The following is a 25566-nucleotide window of genomic DNA, read 5'->3' as shown; positions in this document are numbered from 1 at the left end:
ACATTTTCTTTATTAAATGCCAATAACAGGAAGAGTTCCTACGTTTTCACCAATAATAACAAGTTTCGCTGGCATTTTTATATATTCGGGTAGCCATTGAACCATGCCATATGCATATTGGAACAGCATTGGATTTTTAATGCCTTCTATCGGCACATACCCTTTCATTCGATAAATTGTTTCAGGTAATGCACGTACCCATTCTTCAAATTGCTCCTGGGTAAACTCCATATCCGTAAATTCTACTAAGCGCGAGCCAAGTTGCATAGAGGCTATCGGCGCTTTCACAATATCAGCTTTATCCATTTGTGTCGTTGCCTTTAAATTCTCTAATAATGACAGTGGTACTCGTCCATTCGTCGTTTGCAAAATAAAGGCATGGGGATTTAAGCTTTGTAGCTCATAGACTACTTGCGCTTGCTCTGCCTCTGTTAAAAGATCCGTTTTATTTGCTAATAATAAGTGTGCATGGCGAATTTGTTCCATAAATAGAGAACGTACTTGTGGTGTCAGCGTATCACGGTGAAGCCATAGCTTTGAATCAGCCACTGTTACAATGCCTTTGACATTAAGCTTATCAGCAAACAATGGTGAATATACCGCATCTAAAGCCTCGACCGGATGGGCAGCACCCGTTGTTTCAATAATTAATACATCAAAATCACTATCTAATAGAAGAGATTGAATTTGTGCCTCTGTTTTTTCAGCACCAGAACAGCAAATACAGCCTTCTAGCATCTCTTTGAGCGGAATATCCTTTTCCACGGCCTGTGAGTCAAATGGTAGCTTGCCCAGTTCATTCATAATAACCGCGGGCTTTAAATTTTTCTCCTTTAGTTGGCGAATCACATCTGTCAGCATCGATGTTTTGCCACTTCCTAAAAAGCCACTAAATAGATATACATCCTTCATTCTCTTCTTCCTCCTATAAAAAAAGCTGTCGCAGATGCCGTGAAGACGACTGTTGCGACAGTTGTAATGTTAGTTTGTAGTTTCCTCTGTCTTATCAGCTGTACCTAAAAGAAGCTCTTTCGCTTTTAACAACTGAGGATCATCAGCTTTCATTTTTGCACGTAAAGCATCCATTAATGCATACGTTGTGTTTCCTGTTAAAACACCTGTCTCTTCAAGATTATTCGCAGCTTGTAATTGTTCTACTGCATGCGCTGTATTGTCATCGAAAAGACCATCTATTTCACCAGGCTCGTACCCTAATACTTGGAGCATCTCCTCTGCCGCCTTCACAGAGTCTGATTGCATACCTGCCTTCATTTCTATAGAAGCATTCAAGTATGGTAATGAGGCATATGTTGGGTAAGCGACCTTGACATCAGGAGTAATCCCTTTTTCATTAATCCAGTTACCTTTCGGCGTTAACCATTTACCTGTAGTAAATTTCAGATTAGAGCCGTCTTTTAACGGAGTCACATTTTGAACTGTGCCTTTACCGAAGGATGTTTCACCGACAACCTTTGCACCAACAGATTCTTTTAAAGCACCAGCTAAAATCTCGGAGGCAGAAGCACTACCACCATCAACTAGAACTGTAATTGGTAGGTTATATTTTTTACCAGCAATCGCATTTGTGACTTCTGGTTCTGTATCCTTTTCTTGTACCTGTACAATGGCCTTGCCTTCTGGAACGAACAGATTAGAAATATCCACTGCAGCCTTTAAGTAGCCACCAGGATTTTGACGTAAATCTAAAACAATCCCCTTCATGCCTTTGCCTTCGTACTCCACGAGGATTTTTTCAAGCTCTTGGGCAGTTTGTTCACTAAACGATGTAATTTGAATATGAGCAATATTGCCATCAAGCATTTCACCATATACAGTTTCTACTGGGATTTCATCACGAACAATTGTCATTTGAATAGGCTCCGTATTGTCGCCACGTTTCACTGATAATTTCACAGGCGTTCCCTTTTCGCCGCGAATTAACGCTACTGCTTCTGTAGCACTGAAACCTTGAATGCTTTTCCCATCAACTGTTAAGATGATATCTTTTGGTAATAAGCCTGCCTTCTCAGCAGGGGAATTTTTAATCGGTGACACAACTGTAATATAACCATTACGTTCTTGAATTTCTGCACCAATTCCTTGGAAGCTTGAAGATAAACCAGAGTTAAATTGGTCTGCTTCTTCCTTCACCATAAAATCAGAGTACGGGTCTCCTAATGCGTCGAACATGCCATTAATAGCACCATCGACAACCTTTTCATCTTCAATATCTTTGTAATAGTTATTTTTCAGTAAATCAAATGCTTCATATAATTTCGTAAATTCCTCACGTTCTACAGGAACTTTCACTTCTACTACTTTCTTATCACCAAATGTTAACGCAAAAATCGTTAAACCGGCAGTAATAAGAATTGTAAAGAACATTAGCATGATGAATTTAAACGGTTTTAATTGTATAAATTGTCCTGCTGGCTTAATTTCAGCAGGTGTTGACTCTTGCTGCTGTTCCGTACTTTCATTTTTCTGTTCATCCATCTTGATTGTCACCACTCTCATATACACTAACTTGTTGTCACACTACTACCATCTTAACAGGTTATACAGAAGACGAAAAGAAAAAGACTGTCGAAATTTTATGACAGACCTTGTCTGATCCTGCTTCCAAGCATCTCGCATCCAAATGCTTATGGACCCATCATTCCCTATAGAAGCTTAAGGTATATAATGGTACTGCCTTCTAATTTTACTCATTTCCTAGTAGCAGTCAACTAAAAATTCAATTGAATCATAGAAATACTATAAAAATATAACGTGCCAGTGACTGAAAAAGTTTCAAATCATGGTAATTTTTTTTACACAGGTTCTTCTAATAGGGTTTGAAGCTTTTTATAAATAGAATGAACCGTTAATCGGTGAAAGGAAATAAGCTGTCCTTTATAGATGACAGAGAAAATCCCATAGGGTGTCGGCGATTTTTCCATCAACTCTTCACGGCTTTGGATTTCGACTAAGTCTACTGAAATATCTAGCTTACTGGCAGCGGCTAAAATGTTCTCCGTTGCGACTTCTACATATGGACATTGAAAAGATCGAAGAATCGTCAAGTTGTGATAGCCTGCTAAACGTTCATGCCAATTTTCAGGAAAATACGGTAACTCTACATCTCCACTAAATGGGTAAACCAATAATTCGAAATCAAAAGGTGCAGTGGCGACTAGTTGGAATTGGTGCTGTAAAAATAAAGCCTTGCTTGGGGTCCACGAAGTATGGTCATTAGTAAGAACCGCTACTCCTTTTTTACCCCGTTGTTTAGCATCATCTATGCACTTTTGCAATAATTGTGTACCGTACCCCTTTCCAACAGCGCTTACCCATAAACAATGAATCATTATATAGCCTTCCGCATGCACAACCCTAGAGGAATATTCTGCGTCAGTATACTCTATAAAGCCCACTTGTTTTTGTTCTTCTAATAACTGTATATAACGTAAGCCCTTTTCAAATTGTTGATTTAGCCATTTATTTTTGCTTTTATAGCCTTCACCTATTTTCTTGCTTCTTAAACAATAACTCCCTATCCCCTCCAACAATTGTCCATCCATTTCAACTATCTCTATATGTGTCAATGGCCGCTCCTCCAATATTTAGTCGTTCAGCTAATTTTACCATTTCTTGTGAATCATTTAAATCGTTCTCCTTTTATCTTCCTCACGCATATGATGCAAGTAATGACAAACATAAGGAGGAAGGATAATGGGGAGAAATAATAAGCCCGATCAAAACAATGATTCCTTGGAAATATATGCAGCTAAGTTATCTTATATTGGCACAGCCATTTCAACACTAGGAGATGGCCTACAGACCATTGCAGCAGGTCTTGCCCTAGAGGCACTCGTTAATGCGAATAAGGATTCTTCTCAAAATAATAATGGTGACAGCCAATCAAACGTTCAAATTGATAATATGCAGAAGCAAATTGATTATTTAATTGGTGAGCTGAAGCACATCAAAAAAATGCTGAAATAACCTTTACATAAAGAGAAATCGCAATAAAAAGTAGTGTTGAAAGAAGGCTCTCAACACTACTGTTTTTTTTCCATTTTTTTGTGAGCCATCTGTACTTCAAGCAATTCTGAAACGGTCACAAAGCGATAGCCCTGTTTTTCAAGCTCTGGTAAAATTTGCTCTAGCGCTTTCACTGTCTGTGCCCGATTCCCTCCACCATCGTGAAACAACACAATATTACCTGCCTTTACTCCTTTTATGACGGTATTCACAATTCGATTAACGCCTGGGCTCTTCCAGTCAAGTGTATCCAAATGCCATGACCACATCACCACTTTATAGCCCTCTTTTGCGATTGCATCTATCATCGCATCTGAGAACTGCCCTTCCACCGGACGGAATAAAGTGGGTTTAAAACCGGTAATACTATAAAGAGTTTCATTCGTTTGATCAATTTCCTTCATCAAATTCGTTACATTTGTTTTTAAAGGATGGGTATACGTATGGTTGGCCAATTCATGCCCTTCATCGTACATTCTCGAAATAAGCTCAGGATTTTTTTCTGCATTTTGTCCAACAATGAAGAATGTGGCTTTTGCTTGATATTTATCCAAAACATCTAGAACATCCGCTGTGTATGTGCGATGTGGGCCATCATCAAATGTGAGTGCGATGATTTTCTCCTCTGTTTGGATTTCCCAAAGTATTTGTCCAGCTTCTTCATAATACTTTCTGCCTTTATTGTCATAAGAACTTGCTTTGACATAGAAAAATGACACCGTAATCAGACAAAGTGGCAGTAAAAACAGTAATAATTTTTTCAAATCTTCACGTCCCCAAAATTTTTTCGTACTTTATTATTTGAGGATTTCGCAAAAAAATGCTTACATTTCGATAAATATTATAAATGCTTTTTCACATGATGCTCTAGGTGATCGAGATAATCCTGAACGAGCCATTTGAGTGTCACCTTTTGCTGTTGACCCATATCACAAGGTCGAGATAATGCCTGTTCTGAGAGGTTTCCCAATACCACCAATATTTTTTTATTTAAGCTCGTCCATAATAATAAGATTTCTTCTATAGGTAATTTTTGATAACCCTGTAGCTCGACCCATTGAACTTGGTCGTATGTAGACACTACATATGGTGAAACGTCGTATTGAATCTTTATAAATCGTTCAAGGTTGATGAGAGCAGAATCGCATAAATGACCTAAGTATTCTTTTTTAGACCATCTATTCGGAGCAGTGCGTTCTGTCATTTCTGTTTCAGTCATAATGTGAAACATTTCGGGGATTTTCAGCAACCAATAACGTAATGATTCAATGATGTTCTGCATAATGATCATCTCCTGTTTGATAAATGGTCACGTAATAATCTACTAACGCTATCACAGCCTGCACTCGTTTATGTTCTTTTTCAATTTTATAGGAAATAAAGAGAATCGTGACATTCAAACTCAATATCGCCAAGGCCACAATTTGGACAAGCGAATGTCCCATCATCAATTGGCTATTCACGGCAGCAGCAATCAACGTAAACACGGACAAAATGACCCCACTTAAAGTGATGAAAATGGGCTTTAAACGCATAATTTCCTCCGCCTGCTGCCTTAACATACGTATGATAAAGCATAGCTCCTGTGTTGTATATTGTTGCTGAAAAATAACAAAATAGGACTGATAAATATCTTGGTGAAGCTTCTTATGGAGAATTTGTTTATGCATTTTTTGTACAAATCGATCACAAAAATCATTATCTAATGCTTCCTCTGGCCGTAACCGCTTTTCATTACATTCTACTATAGCGACCCTCAATCCCCCTCATTCGGTCATAATGATTACTATTATATGAAAGAAAATTAGGGGTGTAGTACGCCTTGAAGCAAGTCTTTATCTATTTTTACGCTAAAAAGGCTATAACACCGTCTATTGAGCAAATTTCTTAATTGCCAAATGCGAACACAAGCTCCATTTCACAAACCATTTCTCCATCAACCGTCGCGATTCCCTTCCCTTTACCGATTGAGCCTTTTACACGTGTAATTTCTACTTCAAGACGTAATTGATCTCCAGGCTTCACTTGTTTTTTAAAACGACATTGATCTATGCCTGCTAGCAATCCCAGTCTTCCCTCATTGCCTTCCTTCGTTAGCATGATGACCGCGCTAACTTGCGCTAATGCTTCCACTATCAGAACACCTGGCATCACAGGATATTGGGGAAAATGACCGTTAAAAAACTCCTCATTGATCGTCACATTTTTAAGACCTACTGCACGTTTTCCTTCCTCCAATTCTTCAATACGATCCACCAAAAGGAATGGATAACGATGTGGTAAAATTTCTTGTATTTGTTGACTAGTTAACATGCGGATACCTCCATTTTTTTAATGATCTCATTCTATCATTAAATACTATTAGTTGGTACTAAAAAATACCCTGAACTATAAAGCGAATCATCCATTCAAGTCGCATATACTATCCGCTTATTATTTTCTGAATATTTTTTCATTCCTTTTTCAATATTTCTTTATCGACAGCTCTATAGTAGCTAGAATATAATATGTCATGCATTCACCCTAGAATGATTAGTTTATTAGAATAGGATGGTAAGCATGTTATCTTTTATCGCAATAGTTCTTTTATTATTTTTAATTCCAGGACCTGCAGTCATTATCACCATTACACAAACGTTAAAAAGTGGTAAAAAGAATGGCATTTATACAGCTTTAGGTATCGGTCTCGGCGACTTAGTCCATACTCTGGCAGCTGTTTTAGGTCTATCTGCTATTTTAATGAAATCTGCCACAGCCTTTGAAGTAGTGAAATATATAGGTGTAGCTTATCTTGTATATTTAGGAATACAAATGCTCGTAACAAAGCCGAAGAAAATTGAACAGCCTACTGTGGAACAAAGCCCAGCAAGTACTTCATTCCGCCAAGGCTTTTTAGCCGAAATATTAAATCCAAAGACGGCATTATTTTTCCTTGCCTTTTTACCTCAATTTATCCAGCATAATGAGACATCTGTTACAGTTCAACTGCTGACACTTGGCATTACATTTGTTGTCATGAGTGCGTTGTATACTATTTTACTAGCTGTTGTAACAAGCTTTATCGGAGAAAAAATGTTTACGAAAACAAGTGGAAGCTCCCGTTGGCTTGAGAAAACGGTTGGCTTTGTCTATATCGGTCTAGGTGTCAGATTAGCCCTACAAACACAAAGCAAATAAATGACGAGAAGAACCCAAATCGGAGTTCTTCTTTTTTTTGGAGGAAAATTGGTGGCAATAGCTAATACATACTAAAAGGAGGTTTTACAATGAATCAGCGACAAGAAAATTTATTTCAACAACTACAGCATTATCGAAGCGAGTTACTACAAATACTAGATCAACTAACAGACGAAACGGCCAATATCATTCCGACTGACTTCCATAATAATATCCGCTGGAATATGGGCCATTTATATCTCGATCAATATTTATGGATAGAGGCTCTAACAAAAGACAAACATAAGGAACTAGACCATTTCACCAACTGGTTTGGATTCGGTACCTCACCTGATCATTTTGATGAAAAAACCCCATCTTTTGAAGCATTAAAAATGTTATTGGCCCAGCAGCCCGAACAGCTAAAGGAACAATATGGTCATCGATTAATGGAAGTATTCCCTCCCATTGAGATGGGCATGCAAACTATAGAACAAGTACTACTGCGAACTATTTTCCATGAGGGCATGCATGTGCAGGCAATCTTAACGATTCATCGGATTCTTAACGAGTCTTAGTCAGAAGCTCTTCAAATTGATCATGAATAAAGCCAATCTTCTACCCATCTTTCATAAAGAAACCATAGGATTTTTATGTAAAATATAACAAGCTTATAGATCAAAATAATCTATAAGCTGTGATGTCTTTTACTGTTTCGGTGTATTCGCTGTTAAAGGATTTGCATTAGCTACTAATTGAACAGGTGTTGTCGTTTGTTGGTAGCTATCCTTCTGTCCTTGGTTTGATTTCCCGTAGCCTTTCATCGCAGCAAACAATGCTGCACCAACTATGCCCCATGTTAAATATTTCACAAAAAAACCTCCTTTCACTCTTAGTATTCGATTTCAAAATCGGTTTATACACTGTAAAAAATTAATAAATAGTAAACTATTATAATCACATTAGAATTTTATGGTAAAATAAGGTCGTGAAAATAAAGGAGGGCAACTACCATGAAAAAAATCTTCACAGGCCTATTATTAACAGCTGTATTATGGACAGCTTCCCCTGCTGACGCAGCAACACTACAACTAAAGATTGACGAGGTTGTCGTGAAAACTGATACAGCACCTGAGGTCAAAAACAATCGAACAATGGTACCTTTGCGTGTAATTAGTGAAAATTTAGGTGCGCAAGTACAATGGAAGGATTCACAAATTATCCTTTCAACGAACCAATCAACCGTTATTTTAACTTTAAACAGTCAGACCGTTATTAAAAACGGTCAAGCGGAACAATTGGATACAACACCATATCTTAAAAATAATCGTACCTTCGTTCCAATCCGTTTTATTGCTGAAACATTCGGCAGTCAAGTCGATTACAAACAAAGTACTGTTAATATTGCGACAAAGCCACTATTCATTAACAATCAAAAAATAAAGGCTCTTCACTATGAATATCACATGACGATGGGTGGAGTTATTCAAGAAGTTAAGGGACATAGCTATCACAACGCTATGTACAAAATTTTTCAGCAAAAAGGAGATAAAGTAGAAGCGCCTAAAGACTATTCTTGGCAATTAAATCTGGACATACCTGGTTCCTATTATAAGCTTGGACAATATGATTTCTTAAACGCTGACAATAAAAGTGTTCAGCAGTTGGATACGTATTCCTTAAACCAAGCATTCCCTGATGAACTATTAAAAGGTTATCCTACGCTTCTTCTCCATGATGTTCATAATGATAGCTGGTATATATTCTCAGATAATAAAATGCAGTCTATTCAACAGCTTATGAATGCCGCAACTAACAACGGATTTAATAAAATTATTAGCAATACCGTTCTTTAAAAAATAACAGTAAACTAAACATATTCTGTATGAAAATGTGCAAAATATTCATATCAACGATTTATGGATGGAGGTTTGCCTCATGCAGAAGTTACTGTCATGTAGTTTGGTATTATTATTACTATTGGCTTTAGCAGCCTGTTCATCGGAAGAAGCGCCGCCAAGCGAAGAAGCTGAAGCTAAAGAACAAACCGTAAATGCACAACCAAAAGAAACCCTAGATTTTTTAGAGAATAACCGAGGTTTAGCCATACATGAATGAATAAATAGAAAAAGCGTGTTTTGAATAGACTCAAAACACGCATTCATCATGAATTATTTTTGGATAATCTGTATAAGGTTGCCACAAGTATCATCCAAGACAGCTATAGTGACGGCCCCCATTTTTGTTGGCGTCATCGTAAATTCTACGCCCTTTTCTAATAATTGCTTGTACTCCTCATGAATATTTGCAACACCAAACATTGTTGCTGGAATACCTTCAGCGAATATTCTCTTTTGATAATCCTTTGCGGCAGGGTGCTCATCCGGCTCTAGTAAAAGCTCAGTTCCACCTTGCTCATCTGGCGATACAAGCGTCAGCCATCTATGCTTTCCTAATGGTTCATCTTCTTTTTTAACAAATCCTAGCTTTTCTGTATAAAATGACAATGCCTTTGCTTGGTCTGTTACAAATATACTGTTCACGATAATGTTCATTTGAATAGCCTCCTCTGTTAGTTGCACAAAATGCTTCACGCCCTATTGTATGATGTTCAAAAAATTACTCTACCCACCCCTTCAATAAATCTTTAAGTGGTTCATTGTTAAACATAACAACTCGATATTTCCCCTTCCGCTTAGATGTGACAAGCCCTGCCCCTTCCAAAACAGCAAGATGTTTAGCAATTGCTTGTCTCGTTATGGAAAGCTCGTACTTCATAAGTAGACGAACCGTTAACTCATATAAGGTCATCTCATTTTGTTCACATAGCTCGTCTATTATAAGCCTCCGAGTCGAGTCTGCAAGTGCTTTAAATATAGCGTCTTTATCCCATTTCATAAATTGATTATAGGCAACTTTTTGGTTGCATGTCAAGTATAAGCAACCTAGTAGTTGCCTATAAGTAAAAACAAAGCAATTTTAAATATATATATTTCTGTAAATATATAATAATAAAAAACACAGCAAGCTTGAGTAGGACACTCACACTTGCTGTGTTTTTATAAGGGTAACACCGTGGAATATTTGATTTCTCGTAAGGATAAATTTGTTTGAATTCTAGAGATACCTAACCTATTTAATTTCCGAATAAATTGATTCAATTCTTGACGATCTCGGATAACGATTTTTAATAAATAATCATAGGCACCTGTTAAACAGTGACATTCCAATATTTCTGTCATCGTTTGTAGGCTTGTTTCCAATTCCTCTATTTCCTTTGCTTGATGGATATCCGTACTCATAAAAACATAGCACAGTAAATCAAATCCTAGTTTTTCCTGATTTAAAATAGCGACTTGCTGATCGATATAGCCTTCGTTTTCCATTCGTTTGACTCTAGTATGAGTCGCTGGTGGCGATAAGCTGACACGTCTCGCCAATTCGGCATTACTAATATGAACCTCTCGCTGTAAAATATCTAAAATTTGAAGATCCGTTCTGTCTAGTTCTTTATTCTTGCTATCCTCCATTGATGTCTCCCCTTTTGATTATTTCCCATGATGTATCCACAGAGCTTCTTTTCCGAACAATATTCCAAAAAAACTCCATATACTTAATTTTATTTCAAATTTAATCAATTTCACAAAATATTATACAGCGAAATCACTGTTAATGCTATGATTCTTAATATACATAAAGTTAAGAGGGGTGTTACGAGCTTTGGTTAAATTGTATATGGGTCTAATGCTTGTCACAAGTTTACTGTGGGGAGGGAATTTTGTAGTTGCCAAGACGCTTGTTGCCCATGCTTCTCCTATGACATTGACAACAGTCAGATGGTTAATTGCCGTCATTGTCCTTGTCCCATTGGTTTGGTGGAAAGAAAAAAAATTAGTTCCCCCCAAACAAGCGATTGTCCCGCTACTTTTAATGGGTGTTACAGGGGTTGCTCTCTTTAATATTTTTCAGTTTCTAGCATTAGAGCTTACGACTTCTACTAATGCAGGGCTTATTTCTACCATGAATACAATATCCATTGCCCTTTTTTCGTTTGTCTTGCTGAAAGAAAAAATAACGAAATGGCAGTTATCGGCAATGGTTTTATCATTGTTTGGGGTAGTTCTCGTTCTTTCAAAAGGAGATTGGCAGCTATTGCTGGATTTTCAATTGAATACAGGCGATTTATGGATGCTGGCAGCTGTGTGCGTTTGGGGTCTATATTCCATATGTAGTAAATGGGCTATGCAAACAGCCTCCCCCTTAATGGCTACTTTGTATGCCGGGGTATTCGGTGTGCTACTGCTCCTACCATTTACGAGTGCAGACTTTACCTTTACGAATGTCAATACATCTTTCATTCTTTCCATGCTATATACCGGCATTATTTCCACCGTTGTTTGTATGGTATTTTGGAATATAGGTGTACAGAAGTTAGGCGCGACCACATCGGGTATTTTTTTAAACTTCAATCCCATTTTCACTGCACTTCTCGCCTATTTATTTATTGGAGAAAATATGTCCTGGCTCCAGGGAATTGGTGGGCTTATCGTCATTATGGGATGCTATCTGTTCACCCATTTTAAAACAAAAGCTCCGCAGGCTATACTATAAAGAAAAGATGCATGGCACACAGACGTGTCATGCATCTTGTTTTACGGGCTTCTTCACAAGAACTACAAAAGAAACAGATGTTCCTTCATGTAGCTTACTCGTAATAGTCAATCCTTGCCTATAATGCTGTTGAAGGCGAAGATGGGTATTCATTAAACCAATGCTTTTGGACGGCTGTTGCGTTGTTTGAAGTAACTGGGACAAACGAAGTTCATCCATGCCAACACCATTGTCCGAAACTGTAATTTCAAGTTGTGATTCACTTTCAAAAATTCGAATATGGATCGTTCCCCCTTCTGTCCGTTTTAAAATACCATGCTGTAGAGCATTTTCAACTAAGGGCTGGATAGTTAATGAGGGGATGAGCACATCGGTAGATGCCTCTAAATCCCATTTAACGTGAATACGATCGCCGAAGCGCTCCTGCTGAATATAAAGATAAGCTTGAATTAATGTAAGTTCATTTTCTAACGGCACAAGTGCTTCAACATTTTGAAAATTATAGGATTCTCTTAAAAAATCGCTGAGTGCCTCTACTAATCTACTTGTTCGTTCACTATCCATTTCACTCAACGTTAAAATGGCATTTAACGTGTTAAAAAGAAAATGAGGCTCAATTTGTGCCTGCAGCCAGGCAGCTTCCATACGATGACGTTCTTGAATGGATCGCTTCACCTTTATTAATGCCGCTACTCGTGAACGTAGCTCTAGTGCATCGACAGGCTTGGTCACATAATCATTCGCACCTGCTAAAAAGCCTTTTTCAAGATCCTGGGGTTGACTACGCGCTGTCAGCAATAATATAGGTAAATCGGTGATGGAGAATTGCTTCCGAATGAGGCGCACTAATTCATACCCTGACATTTTCGGCATCATCACATCTGAAATAACTAAATCCCATTCGTGTGATTGAATACTTACTAGCGCATCTAAGCCACTTGTCACCGTAACAATGTCATATTGTTCATTTGCTAAAATTGTCTCAACTACTCGCAAATTAATAGGCTCATCATCCACTACTAAAATACGTGGATGATTCCACTCCGCACTTTGATCATCCTCCAAGGCTGCTTGTAAACTTGCTGTGCGCTCTGAACTCTTGCTAACGCTCTGTCGTACCTTTTCAAGTGGCACTTGGACATTCGATTCATCTGCTAGGGGCAATGTAAAGGTAAAGGTGGAGCCTTGTCCTACAACGGATTGCACTTCCAATGTTCCTCCATGGAATTCAATGAGCCGCTTACAGATGTTAAGCCCTAGCCCAAACCCTCCCTCTACCATAGTTTTACTGATCGTTCCTTGCTCATATGGTTCAAATATTCGACGCATGGTTTCATCGTCCACACCGATACCTGTATCTGTAATGACGATATTCGCCATCCCATTACGCGTATAACTCGAAATCGTAATCGACCCTTCATTCGTAAATTTCACAGCATTATGCACTAAATTAAAGACTATTTGGATCACACGATTTTCATCAGCTTGCACTCTTTGAAAATCTTCTGGTATTTTCAGGACGAACTGAACAGGCTTTCCCTCAATCATAAAGCGCAGCATATCAAATACACCTACAGCAATAGAATGGATGGATACCATACTTAGTTGTAATTGTTGTGTATCGTCTTTCAAGCGCATGACATCCAGCAAATCATTTAACAACAAAGACATTCGATTCCCTACGGACAGAACAGTTTCTAAATCATTCACACTTTTTGTAGTTAACGTCTTAGCTTCACGATCAAGTACTGCTTTAGACATATTGATAATGCTATGAAGTGGATTACGTAATTCATGAGAGGTAGTTGCCAAAAATTCATCCTTGATTTTATCAATCTCTTGCAGTTTATGAGCAAGCTCCTTCGTATCGGCATGTACCTTTGCATAATCTTTAAACCACAATGTCGCTAAACAGGCAATTGTCACAATCAAATCAAAAGGATAAGAAATGATTTTTATGCCTGTAATCAGCAGTATGACATCCCAAATGATACTATTCACAAAGGCCACTAATCCTAATAAAATAAAAACATTCCTGCGAATATCCTTTATTGATTTTCCAATCATTAAGATTAAAGTAATAACGATCGGAGCTCCTAAAATAACCATATAAAATGCTTGCATGGAAACAAGATAACGTATAGGTAATGTGAAGGCTAATAGGATCGCTACCATGCTGAAAAAAGTGTATACATGTTTATAGAGCTGTAAATGTCGCGGTAGCCAGTGTTCTATACATTGCAGTAATGAATAGCCAATGCCCACCATAGAAAGATGGACTAATATAAAACCCCAATCATAATTTATGGGAAACCAAAATGAAAGAAGTTTATCATCACTTCCTAATAAATAATAAAACATAATACTTACGGTTAAGATCGAAAAGAATAGTAAGCGTTTATCTTTATTTCCAACTAAATAGAGAATAACAGAGTAGATGGCATGCAAGACTAAAACAACTGCCACTAATAGCTGCATTGTGACGGACAATTGTGTCTCCCGATTGATTACATCTTCTTGTCCAAATTTGATAGAACGGACAATTCCCCCATTACGAGGATCTTGAAAGTTGGCTACTTGAATAATCAGTTCGATTTCACTTTCACCATTTGTCTCGAATGAGGCTGTAAACGGTACATTTTTAGCCACCGTTTGCGCTCGATTTTCACCTAGCTCCCCTGATTTCGCAATGAAGCGATCGTTCACATATATTTCTGCGGCACTACGAATACTTGGCACTCTTATACTAAAGGTTTTTGTCTCATCTGGATTAACCAGTATTTTTAGTTGATAAGAGCCATATCCAAATGGGCTTTGCTCCCCTTCCTGAAAAACTTTGTCCCAGCCATCCGGGACTTGTATGTATGTCTGGTTGGAAGAATGATTATCCATCAACCATTGCGATGGATAGAAGGACCATTCGCCATCAAGAGTTAATGCACTTTGTTGAAAATCAAAATTACGGACATCCATCTGCCCTTTCATTGCATATGGTTGATCGGGCTGCGTAAATGATTGAAGCCATAAAATACGAGAACCTGTTAAAAAGACTATAAAGAATATAATGATGACAGCAATTTTTCTATGTTTCATAGTGAATGATCATAACACCTCCTCAATCTAAAAGTAATCCCATAACCTCCTATTCTACCAAGTCTACTTATACAGAATCTGAACAATCTATTTTTCCCCCAAAAAAACAAGACAGTCTAGTGACTATCTTGATTTCCCTTACCTATTATCATTTCTGCGGTGGAATGATGCCTGTAACAAGTAAGATAAAGAATACCAAACCTATTAGTACGAATATAAGTGATGCTATAAAAACAGGACCTGCTTTAAACTGAAATCGGTCTCGCTCCTGGATAATGCCTGTTACGGCTCCAGATTGAGCTGCAAAAAATCTTGACATAGCACCACCACTACTTGTAAAGTAGAGCGTTCCTAATGTAAAGGCAGCCCCTGTGAAAAACATGACTTCTATAAACCTTACAGAAAATACGGAGGCAATCCAATAAGTTAGGGAAAATTCTACAATAAATGCAATAACCATCATTATATAATGTTTTCGGTTCATTCTAAAAACCCCCTTCTTTCTTTATGTACGCATCCATTTGGTAAAAGTTTTATTTTTATAAAAATACTGTATACTTCCATCTCTAACGTGGAACTTCCATTTACATTCAAAGATGATAAGCAAGATTAGGGCGATGAGTGTTATGAGCATCCATATAAAATGCCTTCCTCATCAAGTGGCTTGCCAAACGTGCATGAAGAGGACATGCCTAAAGATGCGTTACATCAACAAGTGTTTGATTATTATGTACCCTCATTAGAAATTACATTATTTAGTAATTGGCGAACTTTGCTTTTCCCAATCAGTGGGTCCCTCATTAGGTTCTATATACTTCCGCCAATACTCCCCGCTTTGCTTATCAAATATAATGATATTACTATCGTTTGGCGAGATTAACTCATACCTGAATTGTTCTTTCTTCGTTTTATCGACTTGTTCGGATGTGAAAGACTGCGATATAAACCATGCACCTAAAAGCAAACAGAATCCTAAAAAAATAATAGAAACAGACAATAAATTTTTATTCATTTGTTCCCCCCATAAGCAATATACACATTTCATTATTTAACAAATTATAACATTAAAGACAATGAAAAGAGTATATACTTTAAAAGACTAAGGAATAAAAGATATATACATTTATGTTCGAGCTCTGATAGGCTCAATGTATATATTCGAAAATGTTATTGTATTGCACAATCTACTATTTCCTTATAAAGAATGTTCCAATTGTGATAATAAGAGGCCATATCATTGGGATTAACAAACATCCGTTGAGCAGATTCATATTTGCCTTCCACATACCCCTCCTCCTGCGCTTCCCGTTTAAAGCAATCTTCTGGGCTTTCTCCAGGTTCAATATGTCCTCCTGGAAAATCCCATCCTCTATGATTGACATCTACCAATAATAATGGATCCTCTTGAAAACAAAAGCCATGTACACTTGTTATTAAATGATCAGGGGGCAGTAAGTTATTTTTTTCCCAAGTTAATTTAACGTTTGATTCTCCCCAATTTACATATGTAGTAGTCAATTTTTCCTCCGAAAATAATCATCTCTCTTACTTATATTTATTTAATAGTTCTTCTGGAATATGACAATAATCATTTGGACATTTTGCTAACCTATCTTGATGTTCTTCTGCACTTCTCACATAATTCGTAAGAGGTAATACTTCAACAACGATCAAATCGTAATCATTTCTTTCCCCAAGAAACGCCTTCGCCTCTAGTAAGTGTTCCGGATTTTCACTATAAACTCCCGTTCTGTATTTCTCGCCAACATCCTGTCCTTGTTTATTCAAACTGTAAGGATCAATAATTTCAAAAAAATACCCCATTAACTCCTGGATGGTTACAACGGAAGGATCAAATCCTGTTTTTACGCATTCGGCATACCCATCATAATCCCCCTCAAGGGTATAACTTGTTCCATTGGCTCTTCCTGCCTCTGTAAACTTAACGCCAGGTAAGTTTTTTATAAAAGCTTGTACTCCCCATAAGCAACCACCTGCAAAATATACTACTTCCATCCTTATTCACCTCTTTGTTTAATGAAACAAATCATACGAACTATCTAATTCCTACGTATATTTTTGTAAGAAATTTCTAAATGTTTATTCCATACTATCATGAAAATCGATGAAATTACAGGCAATCTCTTCTCTAAACACAAAAAGACCAGGATGCTCACCTTACTGGGAGTCCTGGTCTTTTTGTGAAAAGTGAAACTTACTAGTTTGCTTTAGTTTTTGTATCCTACTATTACAGTAGTCGTGTTCACGCTAGAAAAGTTACAGCTAATGTTAAAAATTTTTTATACCTTTTGGATAACCACCTAAACGATTCCTTCAAGGCAAGCGATAAGAATAAATCACAAGACATAGTCAAAAGCATCCAGCATACTTTTAGAATAAGTAGATTCCTACATGCTGCTTGTACATACTCCTCCCCATACATGTATATTTCATAATCCTTTGAATTGCCTATGCAATATGTATAATACCGCTCCATACACCGATACGATTTATCCAGAAAAACAGGGTAAACCTAGGTTCACAAAAACAGGCACTAAAACCCTCCATTTGTCTTGCGTTATATTGTTTGGCCAATGTCATACAGGTAAACGCCACTAATTTTTGGATTGACTTATGAAGTCGCTAATGCTAAATTTACTAAAGCAGTAATTTAGTAAATTACTAAATTCAAATGATAAGGAGTTTTTTTACATGAACATCCCAACACATTTAAAACATAAACCCGTAATTGTTGCCGAAAACTATGCCAATATTGATGGGCGTACAGCTTATCAAACTGATGCTCAAGGGCTTTCTCTCGGTTTAGCACAGTGGAATGACAGAGGAAAGGTGGATATTTCAGCGAAAGTTTGGCGCCATACTGGTGGTAAATGGTCTCGTCAATCAGAAGAACTTCCCCTGCATCGTGTGCTGGACCTTGCTATTTTAGTATGTGAGGCACAACTTCATTTTAAAGATGCCTATCGCTTCGAACATTTATATGATGAAGAAAACCCTGTGATTAAGCGTGTAGGCTTACAGGGAGATGCCATGACTGTGGAAGTTTGCACAGAAAATGAGCAAATCAATGAAGATATTCAACTTTTTCAGCAAGCGTTAAATAATGATGGTGAGCTAATCGGTGAACGACTGCGCACATTGTCACGAATCTTAAAAGAAATGGGTTATTAAAACTCAAGAGGAACCTATTGATGAATGCACAAATGTTACAAGATGATCAACAACTTAAGAAAGCCTTTTTTAATTTTTTAATTCCTGTTATGTTGGCGAATGTCCTGCAATCCGTTGGCCAGGTTTTTGCCATGTTTTTAGTGGGGCGTAATTTAGGTGTCGATGCACTAGCAGCGATTTCAGCCTTTTTCCCATTTTTCTTCTTTTTAATGGCATTTGCCATTGGCATTGGATCAGGTAGCTCCATTTTAGTCGGGCAAACTTTCGGGGCTGGTAATCATGCTAAGATGAAGGAAGTTGTTGGAGTAACGCTCGCCTTCACAACGATTTTATCCATTGTTGTGGCAATCTTTGGCGGCTTTTTTATTGAGTGGATTTTACGTTTTATGCAAACACCAGCTAATATATTAGACATGAGTATTAGCTATGCGCAAATTTTATTCTTCACGTTACCAATTATGTTCTGGTATATGGTGTATACAACCTTTATGCGTGGAGTTGGCGATTCCAAAACACCATTTCTATTTTTAGTTATTAGTGTTGTGTTAAATATCGCCTTCCTTCCCCCATTACTGTTCGGTTGGTTTGGCTTGCCTGCATTTGGCTTAAATGGTGCCGCTTATGCATCCGTTTTATCAAACCTAGTAACAATGATCTTGTTACTGGCATATTTGCATAAAACAAAGCATTTACTGCGTTTAGACAAATCTATTTTACAGCATTTTAAATTGAAGAAAGATATTTTAGCTTCATTGTTAAAGCTAGCGATTCCTTCTAGTATTAGTATGGTCGCTATCTCTGTCGCAGAAATTGCTGTCATTGGCTTTGTCAACGTCTATGGCTCCAATGCGACGGCGGCTTACGGCGTTGTTAATCAGGTCGCTAGCTATGCACAGGTACCTGCGATGAGTATTGCCATTGCTACATCTGTATTTGTCGCACAGGCATTAGGTGCAAATTCTACAGAAATGATTAAAAAAATTCGCCAAATGGGTGTCCGTATCAATTATCTTTTAGGAGGCGCCATTATACTGATCATGTATCTATTTGCTGAGCCAATTTTGGCCTTCTTTATCGATTCACATGATACTGTGCTCATTGCCAAAAATTATTTATATATCGCCTTTTGGAGTTATTTAATTTTTGGGCATACACAAACGGTTTCAGCTACGATGCGTGCAACAGGTGTCGTTTTATGGCCGACAATTTTCTTAGTCATTACGATTTGGGTAGTTGAGGTACCATTAGCGTTCCTACTATCTCACCACACTTCACTAGACTTAAATGGTGTATGGTTAGCCTACCCAATTACCTTCTGTGTACATTTCATTATGCAGTATGCTTACTTCAAGCTAGGCTGGCAAAAACGAACATTAAAAGCTATGCTTAACGATTAAAGAACTGAGGATATGCAAATAACGCATGTCCTTTTTTCGATAAACACAAAATGACCAGGTGCTCGATCGTGAGCCCTGGTCATTTTGTGAAAAGTGAATTTTACTACTTTGCTTCAGTTTTTTTGTATTCTACTAATGGATTAGTCGTATTCCGCTAAAAAAAGTTACATATAAAATAATAAATTTTTTCATTTTCTTCAATTCATTTTCCCTTTGGCTTATAAACAATCAAAACGTATTAAAATACCCTACATTTTTTTATAAAAACACCAGCTTTTGTCCAAGCTACTATTATAAAATAGCTACTTGAGAGTGGAGAAACGATGAAAACAACCTTCAAATTTATAGTAATGATTTTTCTAACAACCCTGCTCGCAGGTTGCTGGGATATTACAGAGCCACAAAGAATGTACTATATCAATGCAGTCGGTGTTGATTACGTTGATGATGAATATGAGGTCTATTTACAAATTATCAATTTTGCTGATGTCGCAAAATCGGTTCAACCTAGTTCAAATGCTGAGCCTGCTGAAATCGGTCGTGCTAAAGGAAGAACCGTAGAAGAGGCTATCTACAAATTGTATCGATCATCTGACCAGCAAATTTTTTGGGGGCATATGAGATATATCATTTTCTCGGAGAGTGCCATGGAAAATGAGCGATTTATCCCCGTTATTGATACGTTTATTCGTTTTCGAGATACAAGGTATCAAATTTGGATGTATTGTACAAAGGATCCAGTGCACGATGTCCTCCTTGTCTCACCAATATTAAAAAATTCACTGTCTTCCTCAAAGCTAAGTAACCCGATTAACCCAACAGAACAGGAAACGTTTGTTGAACCAAAAAATTTACGAGAAATCGTTATTGGATTAAATGAGCCTAACCACGAAGTGACAGTACCTTATGTATCCATTAGGAAAGATTGGCAAACGGACGAGGAAAATGTAGAGGAAACCTATTTTTCAGGTGTCGGCATTTTATCGAAAGACGGCTTAAAAGGATTTGTGAAGGATAATGCTGCCCGAGGTAATCAATGGATGCATAATTACACAAACCGAGGAGAAATCACCTTTAAATTGAGAACAGATGGTAAAGAAGAGTTAACCGTCAGTATTGACAAATTACAAGTCAAAAAAATACCTGTAGTGAACAAAGAGGAAGTTTATTTTGATGTCGAATTAAAACTTCGTGCAACCGTCAATGGCTTTAAAGGAAAAGTTAGCGAAAAAGAACTGAAGAAGCAGATTATTAAGGAAGTGAAAAAGGAAATCCGCGAGACCTATAATGAGGGATTAAAATTAGATGTAGATATTTTTCGATTATCAGAGGTACTTTATCGCGACAAAGTCAAAGTATGGAAAAAGTTGGAGAAAGATGGAAAAATCCCTTTACAAGAGAATACTATTCGCAAAATTTCTATTGATGTTTCGCAAATAAACCCAGGGCGCAAAACGTTTTCTGAAATCATTAAAATTAAAAAAACTGGTTCTTCTGAATAAAAAAACGCTTGGGAGCCAAGCGTTTTTTCTTATAACCGGAATTTTTCTTGGACCATTTTTGCAACATCTTCCGCACTTAAATTTGTGCTCTCTATCTTTATATAATTGGGAAATTGGATTTCGCCATCGACTGAATTCAATCTGTAATTTTCTACAGAGGTTAATAAGTCCTGTTCAGACCAAGTAAGATCCCTTTTTGAAGGTTTATGCTCAAGTCTATTAGATCCTTTATTACGCTGAAGTCTCTCCTCTAAAACAGCCTCAAGTTCTACATAGTACACCATGCCACCTTTGGATTCAAAAAGCTCAGTAACTTGCTTCACATAGTCCCAATCCTCTTGACAATCAAACGCCCAAACATAGGTGAAAATCAATCCATATAAATGACTAGCTGAAACTTCTTCGAATATCTCCTGTCGAAACAAATTGACTAGCCTTTTCCCCTCTTTCGTACCATAGTCAAAAAAATGACTAACCAAATCAATCGTCATATGATTATGAAATAGCTTTAAGCCCGTTATTTTAGCTAATTCCTGCCCGACTGTCATTTTTCCAACAGCTTGAGGACCAAATATAAGAACAAATTTCATTCGTTACCTCCTAGGAAATGCTCCGTCATTTTGAGTATAAAATCATGTTTACAGCTAACAATAGTTGTAAATCATTCTAATCGAGGTGAAAAGTATGGAACATTTCCCACTCATACATACGAACTTTTGGGATGCCGTCATTGCCGTTCCAGTGGTGATGATTCTAACACAGATGATGAAGAGGCTTTGTCATATTAAATCTTTTTGGGTACCCTCCATCGCTTTAGTTATCGGCTTACTCATTTCCATCTTCATCAGCCATCGCCACAATTTGTTAGCGGGTCTATTTATGGGCTGGTTTTATGGCTATGCGGCCATTGGTAGTTATGCTGCGTTGAAAACCTCTTATATTACTTATAAGCAAAAAAAATTAAAAAAACAAAATCGATTTTCCTCTTAATTTTTGTATAAAATACGCACAGTTCAAGTCTCTTAAATTGAAATTAACGCCTCTTCTATTCCTTTCATAATATCAATGGCTCCATTTGATTTATTGGAACAAATCACAACCTTGAAAGAGGATTCTGGATAATATGCTGAGTGGAAGCAGACCCCAGGATCGTACCCCATAACATGATATTTCAGAATAGATGGTTTGCTATTTTTCTTAATCCATACACCATGTCCATAGCCATTATTTCCACTCGTTTCTACATGTACTGTTAGAAGTTGCTGCGTTAAATCTTCATTTAAAAGTTCAAAATTCATCAGGGCACGCCAAAACTTCGCCATATCACCTACTGTGACAAATGCTCCCCCATCAGAACCCCCCTTTACGGGTAATGAGTAAATATTTGTTTTCCATGTACCATCTGGATTGTCGATGTAACCTAAGGCTGTGTTTGACGGCAGAGCATCCAACGAGAAATAGCCTGATTCCGTCATTTTCACTCGATCAAAAATATATTGTTGAATGTAATCTGAAAAAACCAATCCAGATGTTTGCTCGACAATTAATCCTAATAAAATATAGCCAGCATTGTTGTAATGAAATCTATCGCCTACTTTATATTTCATAGGGCGATTTTGAAATAACGGTAAAAAATCACTCAATGTTCGAAGATGATACATTGGATTTTCCACCCATAACTCTTCAAAATCTTCCATTTCTTCCTCATCAAAATAATCTGGTATTCCAGAAGTATGCGTCAATAAATGATGAATCGTTATATCCTGATCAAAATGGTCAAAATGATGGTTAAGATATTCATGTAATCTCGTATCAAACGAAAGTTTCCCTTGTTCTATTAGCTGACAAATAGCTATTGCCGTAAAAATTTTACAACCAGAAGCAATTCCAAATCGAGTTTTTGCCTGGTTTTTGATTTGCTCAGAACGATTAGCATACCCAAAGCTTTGATTGACTAAGACACCCTTCTCTCGATTCTCCACAAGCACGGTCCCTGAAAAATCAACCTTCTGTTGAATGTCCATTATGATGTTATGTAATTTTGTATCCATACAGACTCCCCTGATTTTATTAAATTTTCTAAATAATTACTCTTTCTATTTTAACAATATAGATTGAATGTGTCATGTGAATTTTTTCCAAAATCGAAAGTACTGCCATACAATGGGTACTTCGAGCAATTGTAGCCTTTTTCTTTTTACTCTTTGATTATTTTACAACTAAGACTATTGAACTTTGCCTTAGTCATCTCTTGGTAATATTATTGCCTATCCCCCTTATTTAAAAGAGGAAATCCTATCTGAAAACTTACGTAAAGCTTGATATTTCGGCTGGCTTTTTTATTAACCGAATGAAGGGAAAAATAGAAGAGGTTCAAAATGTTGCGCTTGCTTTATGGGAACCAGACGAATCAATCTCTAGTTTTTTGCATACACAACTCCAAACAACTACGCGTACAGATTTGAACCTAAAATCTCAGCCCTTTTTTCTACCAATTATTCTTATTAAAGAAGGAAAGATTGATTATCATGGGCTACAAAACCTAAACATACGAAAGACTGGTTACATGAACAACTAACGACAACTCATAAAGTAAATATAAAAAATATACTCGTAGCAACCATCGATCAACATGACAATTTGCAGATTTTCCTATATTAAATGAGTCTCATTAAACGACACTAAATAGTGGTCAAAATGATAGTTGCAGAAACGCCATTAGAAAAAGCTCCACCAGTTGTAGTCACTTGCACAGAAAGAAGTGTACAACTATTAATTGAATAGTTCGCATTTGCCTTGGCACAACTATTTGGAGTAGTTATTGAACTTGGTCCTGTCACTGTCGCAATAATCCCCGTTGCAGTTGGGGCAGTGAAACCACCATTCGTGCTTGTAAATACTTGTGCTGAAGCGGTTTGTCCTGCACTAAGTGAATGATCCCGTATATTCAACGTTAAGCTTTGAATAATAGCATTTTCCGGAATTACGATTGAACTTCTCACAAAAGAAGCTGATGAATTGCCTGTTCCTAGAAAATCATTATTACCAACTGATTGATCTGTAGATAAGTATACTTCCATGAGACCCGGACCACTTGGACCCGTAGAGCCAGTAGTGCCCGTTATACCAATAACACCCGTAGTCCCCCTTGCTCCAGTTGCCCCCGTAACGCCTGTGATTCCAGCAATTCCTGTGGCTCCTTGCAGACCTGTCGCTCCCGTGGTTCCTGTTGTACCTTGTAGACCCGTGGCTCCGGTATTTCCTACTAGTCCTTGGAGACCCGTGGCTCCCGTGATTCCTGTTACCCCAGTATTCCCTGTCACTCCTGTGAATCCAGTTGTACCTTGTTGCCCTGTGGCTCCGGTATTTCCTACTGTCCCTTGGAGACCCGTCGCTCCGGTGTTTCCTGTTACTCCAGTATTCCCTGTCACTCCTGTGAATCCAGTTGTACCTTGTTGCCCTGTGGCCCCAGTATTTCCTACTAGTCCTTGAAGTCCCGTGGCTCCGGTGATTCCTGTTACCCCAGTATTCCCTGTCACTCCTGTGAATCCGGTTGTACCTTGTTGCCCTGTGGCTCCGGTATTTCCTATTGTCCCTTGGAGACCCATCGGTCCGGTGATTCCTGTTACTCCAGTATTCCCTGTCACTCCTGTGAATCCAGTTGTACCTTGTTGCCCTGTGGCCCCAGTATTTCCAACTAGTCCTTGAAGTCCCGTGGCTCCGGTATTCCCAACTAGTCCTTGAAGTCCTGTCGCCCCTTTATTTCCTACTAGCCCTTGAGGTCCTGTCACTCCCTGAATGCCTATGGCTCCAGTTTGACCTGTTATCCCTTGAGATCCTGTCGCTCCAGTTGATCCCGTTATCCCTTGTGGTCCCATTGCTCCTGTTATTCCTATTTCTCCTTGGGGTCCTGTTACTCCTGTTATTCCTATTTCTCCTTGGGGTCCTGTCGCTCCTGTTATTCCTTTTTCTCCTTGAGGTCCTGTCGCTCCTGTTATTCCTATTTCTCCTTGGGGTCCCATTGCTCCTGTTATTCCTTTTTCTCCTTGGGGCCCTATTACTCCTGTTATTCCTTTTTCTCCTTGAGGTCCTGTCGCTCCTGTTATTCCTTTTTCTCCTTGAGGTCCTGTCGCTCCTGTTACTCCTGCTAGTCCTTGAGCTCCTGTAGTTCCTGTAGTTCCTGTAGTTCCTGTAGTTCCTGTAGTTCCAGTTCTTCCTGTTGCTCCCTGAGATCCCGTCGCACCGATTAATCCTGCTAGTCCTTGCAGTCCTCTCTCACCAGTTGCTCCTACCAGCCCTTGAGGTCCCATTGCTCCGGTTATTCCTGCCACTCCTTGTGGTCCTGTATCTCCAGTTGCTCCTGCTAGTCCTTGGGCACCTGTCACTCCAGTTGCCCCCGTTATGCCCTGGGGTCCCATTGCCCCTGGCGAACCCTGTGCACCTTGCGGACCTGTTGTACCTGTCGCACCCGTGACACCTGTTGCTCCTGTTACACCTATCGGATCTTGGATGCCAGAAAAATCATATGGATAGCCATTACAACCAAATTCATTACACTTATACTTCATGGGATAGTTACATTTGGAATC

At 38.1% G+C, this 25566-nt stretch carries 30 protein-coding genes; 11 read left to right on the top strand and 19 right to left on the bottom strand.

Going from position 1 to position 25566, the window contains the following annotated elements:
- Positions 1 to 12 precede the first annotated feature (12 nt).
- The 3 genes from MKY80_RS10780 to MKY80_RS10770 all read right to left on the bottom strand — a co-directional run bounded on the left by MKY80_RS10780 (position 13) and on the right by MKY80_RS10770 (position 3587).
- On the bottom strand, positions 13 to 912 hold the full coding sequence (locus MKY80_RS10780) for a CobW family GTP-binding protein (protein ID WP_089984400.1): 900 nt from the start codon (positions 910 to 912) through the stop codon (positions 13 to 15).
- Positions 913 to 981: 69 nt separating this feature from the next.
- Positions 982 to 2496 (bottom strand): S41 family peptidase, encoded by a 1515-nt coding sequence (locus tag MKY80_RS10775; RefSeq protein ID WP_008181642.1) that lies wholly within the window; start codon positions 2494 to 2496, stop codon positions 982 to 984.
- A gap of 317 nt (positions 2497 to 2813) precedes the next feature.
- Positions 2814 to 3587, bottom strand: a complete 774-nt coding sequence (locus MKY80_RS10770; protein WP_239354529.1) for a GNAT family N-acetyltransferase — start codon at positions 3585 to 3587, stop codon at positions 2814 to 2816.
- Between the two features lie 127 nt (positions 3588 to 3714).
- Between MKY80_RS10770 and MKY80_RS10765 the strand changes: the two genes are divergently transcribed.
- A complete protein-coding gene (locus tag MKY80_RS10765) occupies positions 3715 to 3987 on the top strand; it encodes a translation initiation factor 2 (RefSeq protein WP_089984403.1) in 273 nt (90 codons plus the stop codon).
- A 56-nt stretch (positions 3988 to 4043) separates the two neighbouring features.
- Here MKY80_RS10765 and MKY80_RS10760 read toward each other — a convergent pair whose 3' ends face one another.
- The 4 genes from MKY80_RS10760 to fabZ all read right to left on the bottom strand — a co-directional run bounded on the left by MKY80_RS10760 (position 4044) and on the right by fabZ (position 6339).
- Positions 4044 to 4790, bottom strand: a complete 747-nt coding sequence (locus MKY80_RS10760; RefSeq protein ID WP_089984405.1) for a polysaccharide deacetylase family protein — start codon at positions 4788 to 4790, stop codon at positions 4044 to 4046.
- A gap of 77 nt (positions 4791 to 4867) precedes the next feature.
- Entirely contained in the window at positions 4868 to 5308 is a 441-nt protein-coding gene (locus MKY80_RS10755; RefSeq protein ID WP_089984407.1) for a DinB family protein, read from the bottom strand.
- Positions 5292 to 5786, bottom strand: coding sequence for a hydroxymyristoyl-ACP dehydratase (locus MKY80_RS10750; protein WP_342532912.1), 495 nt, complete (start codon positions 5784 to 5786; stop codon positions 5292 to 5294). Before MKY80_RS10750 ends, MKY80_RS10755 begins: the two co-directional genes overlap by 17 nt.
- Before the next feature lie 127 nt (positions 5787 to 5913).
- Positions 5914 to 6339, bottom strand: coding sequence for a 3-hydroxyacyl-ACP dehydratase FabZ (gene fabZ / locus MKY80_RS10745; protein ID WP_008174760.1), 426 nt, complete (start codon positions 6337 to 6339; stop codon positions 5914 to 5916).
- Between the two features lie 246 nt (positions 6340 to 6585).
- On the opposite strand from fabZ, the gene MKY80_RS10740 reads away from it, so the two are divergent.
- Both MKY80_RS10740 and MKY80_RS10735 read left to right on the top strand, forming a co-directional pair.
- Complete coding sequence (locus MKY80_RS10740) at positions 6586 to 7203, top strand: LysE family translocator (protein ID WP_025115411.1); 618 nt, start codon at positions 6586 to 6588, stop codon at positions 7201 to 7203.
- Between the two features lie 89 nt (positions 7204 to 7292).
- Complete coding sequence (locus MKY80_RS10735; RefSeq protein ID WP_089984412.1) at positions 7293 to 7760, top strand: DinB family protein; 468 nt, start codon at positions 7293 to 7295, stop codon at positions 7758 to 7760.
- Positions 7761 to 7889: 129 nt separating this feature from the next.
- Here the strand turns inward: MKY80_RS10735 and MKY80_RS10730 are convergent, their stop codons facing one another.
- The gene (locus tag MKY80_RS10730; protein ID WP_164908711.1) at positions 7890 to 8054 is read right to left on the bottom strand and encodes a hypothetical protein; all 165 of its coding nucleotides are present in this window, start codon (positions 8052 to 8054) and stop codon (positions 7890 to 7892) included.
- A 141-nt stretch (positions 8055 to 8195) separates the two neighbouring features.
- Between MKY80_RS10730 and MKY80_RS10725 the strand changes: the two genes are divergently transcribed.
- Both MKY80_RS10725 and MKY80_RS10720 read left to right on the top strand, forming a co-directional pair.
- A complete protein-coding gene (locus tag MKY80_RS10725) occupies positions 8196 to 9038 on the top strand; it encodes a copper amine oxidase N-terminal domain-containing protein (protein WP_008174766.1) in 843 nt (280 codons plus the stop codon).
- An 82-nt stretch (positions 9039 to 9120) separates the two neighbouring features.
- Positions 9121 to 9300: a hypothetical protein gene (locus MKY80_RS10720; RefSeq protein ID WP_342532908.1), complete on the top strand. Its 180-nt coding sequence runs from the start codon at positions 9121 to 9123 to the stop codon at positions 9298 to 9300.
- Positions 9301 to 9353: 53 nt separating this feature from the next.
- On the opposite strand, the gene MKY80_RS10715 is transcribed toward MKY80_RS10720, so the two are convergent.
- The 3 genes from MKY80_RS10715 to MKY80_RS10705 all read right to left on the bottom strand — a co-directional run bounded on the left by MKY80_RS10715 (position 9354) and on the right by MKY80_RS10705 (position 10712).
- A complete protein-coding gene (locus MKY80_RS10715) occupies positions 9354 to 9737 on the bottom strand; it encodes a VOC family protein (protein ID WP_043989828.1) in 384 nt (127 codons plus the stop codon).
- 64 nt (positions 9738 to 9801) lie between these two features.
- On the bottom strand, positions 9802 to 10080 hold the full coding sequence (locus MKY80_RS10710) for a metalloregulator ArsR/SmtB family transcription factor (RefSeq protein WP_008174769.1): 279 nt from the start codon (positions 10078 to 10080) through the stop codon (positions 9802 to 9804).
- A 161-nt stretch (positions 10081 to 10241) separates the two neighbouring features.
- Positions 10242 to 10712, bottom strand: a complete 471-nt coding sequence (locus MKY80_RS10705) for an Lrp/AsnC family transcriptional regulator (RefSeq protein ID WP_008174770.1) — start codon at positions 10710 to 10712, stop codon at positions 10242 to 10244.
- Between the two features lie 205 nt (positions 10713 to 10917).
- Between MKY80_RS10705 and MKY80_RS10700 the strand changes: the two genes are divergently transcribed.
- A complete protein-coding gene (locus MKY80_RS10700) occupies positions 10918 to 11793 on the top strand; it encodes a DMT family transporter (protein WP_237068836.1) in 876 nt (291 codons plus the stop codon).
- A gap of 27 nt (positions 11794 to 11820) precedes the next feature.
- Here the strand turns inward: MKY80_RS10700 and MKY80_RS10695 are convergent, their stop codons facing one another.
- The 5 genes from MKY80_RS10695 to MKY80_RS10675 all read right to left on the bottom strand — a co-directional run bounded on the left by MKY80_RS10695 (position 11821) and on the right by MKY80_RS10675 (position 16902).
- On the bottom strand, positions 11821 to 14886 hold the full coding sequence (locus MKY80_RS10695; RefSeq protein ID WP_342532905.1) for an ATP-binding protein: 3066 nt from the start codon (positions 14884 to 14886) through the stop codon (positions 11821 to 11823).
- Positions 14887 to 15034: 148 nt separating this feature from the next.
- Positions 15035 to 15370, bottom strand: coding sequence for a hypothetical protein (locus tag MKY80_RS10690; RefSeq protein ID WP_008174773.1), 336 nt, complete (start codon positions 15368 to 15370; stop codon positions 15035 to 15037).
- A 267-nt stretch (positions 15371 to 15637) separates the two neighbouring features.
- A complete protein-coding gene (locus tag MKY80_RS10685) occupies positions 15638 to 15898 on the bottom strand; it encodes a hypothetical protein (RefSeq protein ID WP_237068823.1) in 261 nt (86 codons plus the stop codon).
- Positions 15899 to 16053: 155 nt separating this feature from the next.
- The gene (locus MKY80_RS10680; RefSeq protein WP_090001577.1) at positions 16054 to 16404 is read right to left on the bottom strand and encodes an NUDIX domain-containing protein; all 351 of its coding nucleotides are present in this window, start codon (positions 16402 to 16404) and stop codon (positions 16054 to 16056) included.
- 27 nt (positions 16405 to 16431) lie between these two features.
- Positions 16432 to 16902: a peptide-methionine (S)-S-oxide reductase gene (locus MKY80_RS10675; RefSeq protein ID WP_008174776.1), complete on the bottom strand. Its 471-nt coding sequence runs from the start codon at positions 16900 to 16902 to the stop codon at positions 16432 to 16434.
- 696 nt (positions 16903 to 17598) lie between these two features.
- On the opposite strand from MKY80_RS10675, the gene MKY80_RS10670 reads away from it, so the two are divergent.
- The 3 genes from MKY80_RS10670 to MKY80_RS10660 all read left to right on the top strand — a co-directional run bounded on the left by MKY80_RS10670 (position 17599) and on the right by MKY80_RS10660 (position 20977).
- Positions 17599 to 18078, top strand: coding sequence for a DUF6530 family protein (locus MKY80_RS10670; RefSeq protein ID WP_008174777.1), 480 nt, complete (start codon positions 17599 to 17601; stop codon positions 18076 to 18078).
- A gap of 20 nt (positions 18079 to 18098) precedes the next feature.
- A complete protein-coding gene (locus MKY80_RS10665) occupies positions 18099 to 19475 on the top strand; it encodes an MATE family efflux transporter (protein ID WP_008174778.1) in 1377 nt (458 codons plus the stop codon).
- Between the two features lie 323 nt (positions 19476 to 19798).
- A complete protein-coding gene (locus MKY80_RS10660) occupies positions 19799 to 20977 on the top strand; it encodes a Ger(x)C family spore germination protein (protein ID WP_089984430.1) in 1179 nt (392 codons plus the stop codon).
- A 29-nt stretch (positions 20978 to 21006) separates the two neighbouring features.
- Here the strand turns inward: MKY80_RS10660 and MKY80_RS10655 are convergent, their stop codons facing one another.
- Entirely contained in the window at positions 21007 to 21567 is a 561-nt protein-coding gene (locus MKY80_RS10655) for an AAA family ATPase (RefSeq protein WP_342532900.1), read from the bottom strand.
- Between the two features lie 94 nt (positions 21568 to 21661).
- On the opposite strand from MKY80_RS10655, the gene MKY80_RS10650 reads away from it, so the two are divergent.
- Positions 21662 to 21967 carry a hypothetical protein gene (locus MKY80_RS10650; RefSeq protein ID WP_107922217.1) on the top strand — a complete coding sequence of 102 codons (306 nt, stop codon included), beginning with the start codon at positions 21662 to 21664 and terminating at the stop codon, positions 21965 to 21967.
- A gap of 32 nt (positions 21968 to 21999) precedes the next feature.
- Here MKY80_RS10650 and MKY80_RS10645 read toward each other — a convergent pair whose 3' ends face one another.
- Positions 22000 to 23028 carry a serine hydrolase gene (locus MKY80_RS10645; protein WP_239354520.1) on the bottom strand — a complete coding sequence of 343 codons (1029 nt, stop codon included), beginning with the start codon at positions 23026 to 23028 and terminating at the stop codon, positions 22000 to 22002.
- 299 nt (positions 23029 to 23327) lie between these two features.
- Here MKY80_RS10645 and MKY80_RS10640 point away from each other — a divergent pair, with 299 nt between their 5' ends.
- The gene (locus tag MKY80_RS10640) at positions 23328 to 23555 is read left to right on the top strand and encodes a YetF domain-containing protein (RefSeq protein ID WP_008174788.1); all 228 of its coding nucleotides are present in this window, start codon (positions 23328 to 23330) and stop codon (positions 23553 to 23555) included.
- A 103-nt stretch (positions 23556 to 23658) separates the two neighbouring features.
- Here MKY80_RS10640 and MKY80_RS10635 read toward each other — a convergent pair whose 3' ends face one another.
- Complete coding sequence (locus MKY80_RS10635; RefSeq protein ID WP_342532898.1) at positions 23659 to 25545, bottom strand: exosporium protein; 1887 nt, start codon at positions 25543 to 25545, stop codon at positions 23659 to 23661.
- Between the last annotated feature and the right edge of the window lie 21 nt (positions 25546 to 25566).

It is taken from the genome of Lysinibacillus sp. FSL R5-0849 (genome assembly GCF_038595075.1).
GTDB classification, from domain to species: Bacteria; Bacillota; Bacilli; order Bacillales_A; family Planococcaceae; genus Lysinibacillus; species Lysinibacillus fusiformis.
Note: the sequence above shows the minus strand (reverse complement) of the source record. Positions and strands in the feature narration are given on the sequence as shown.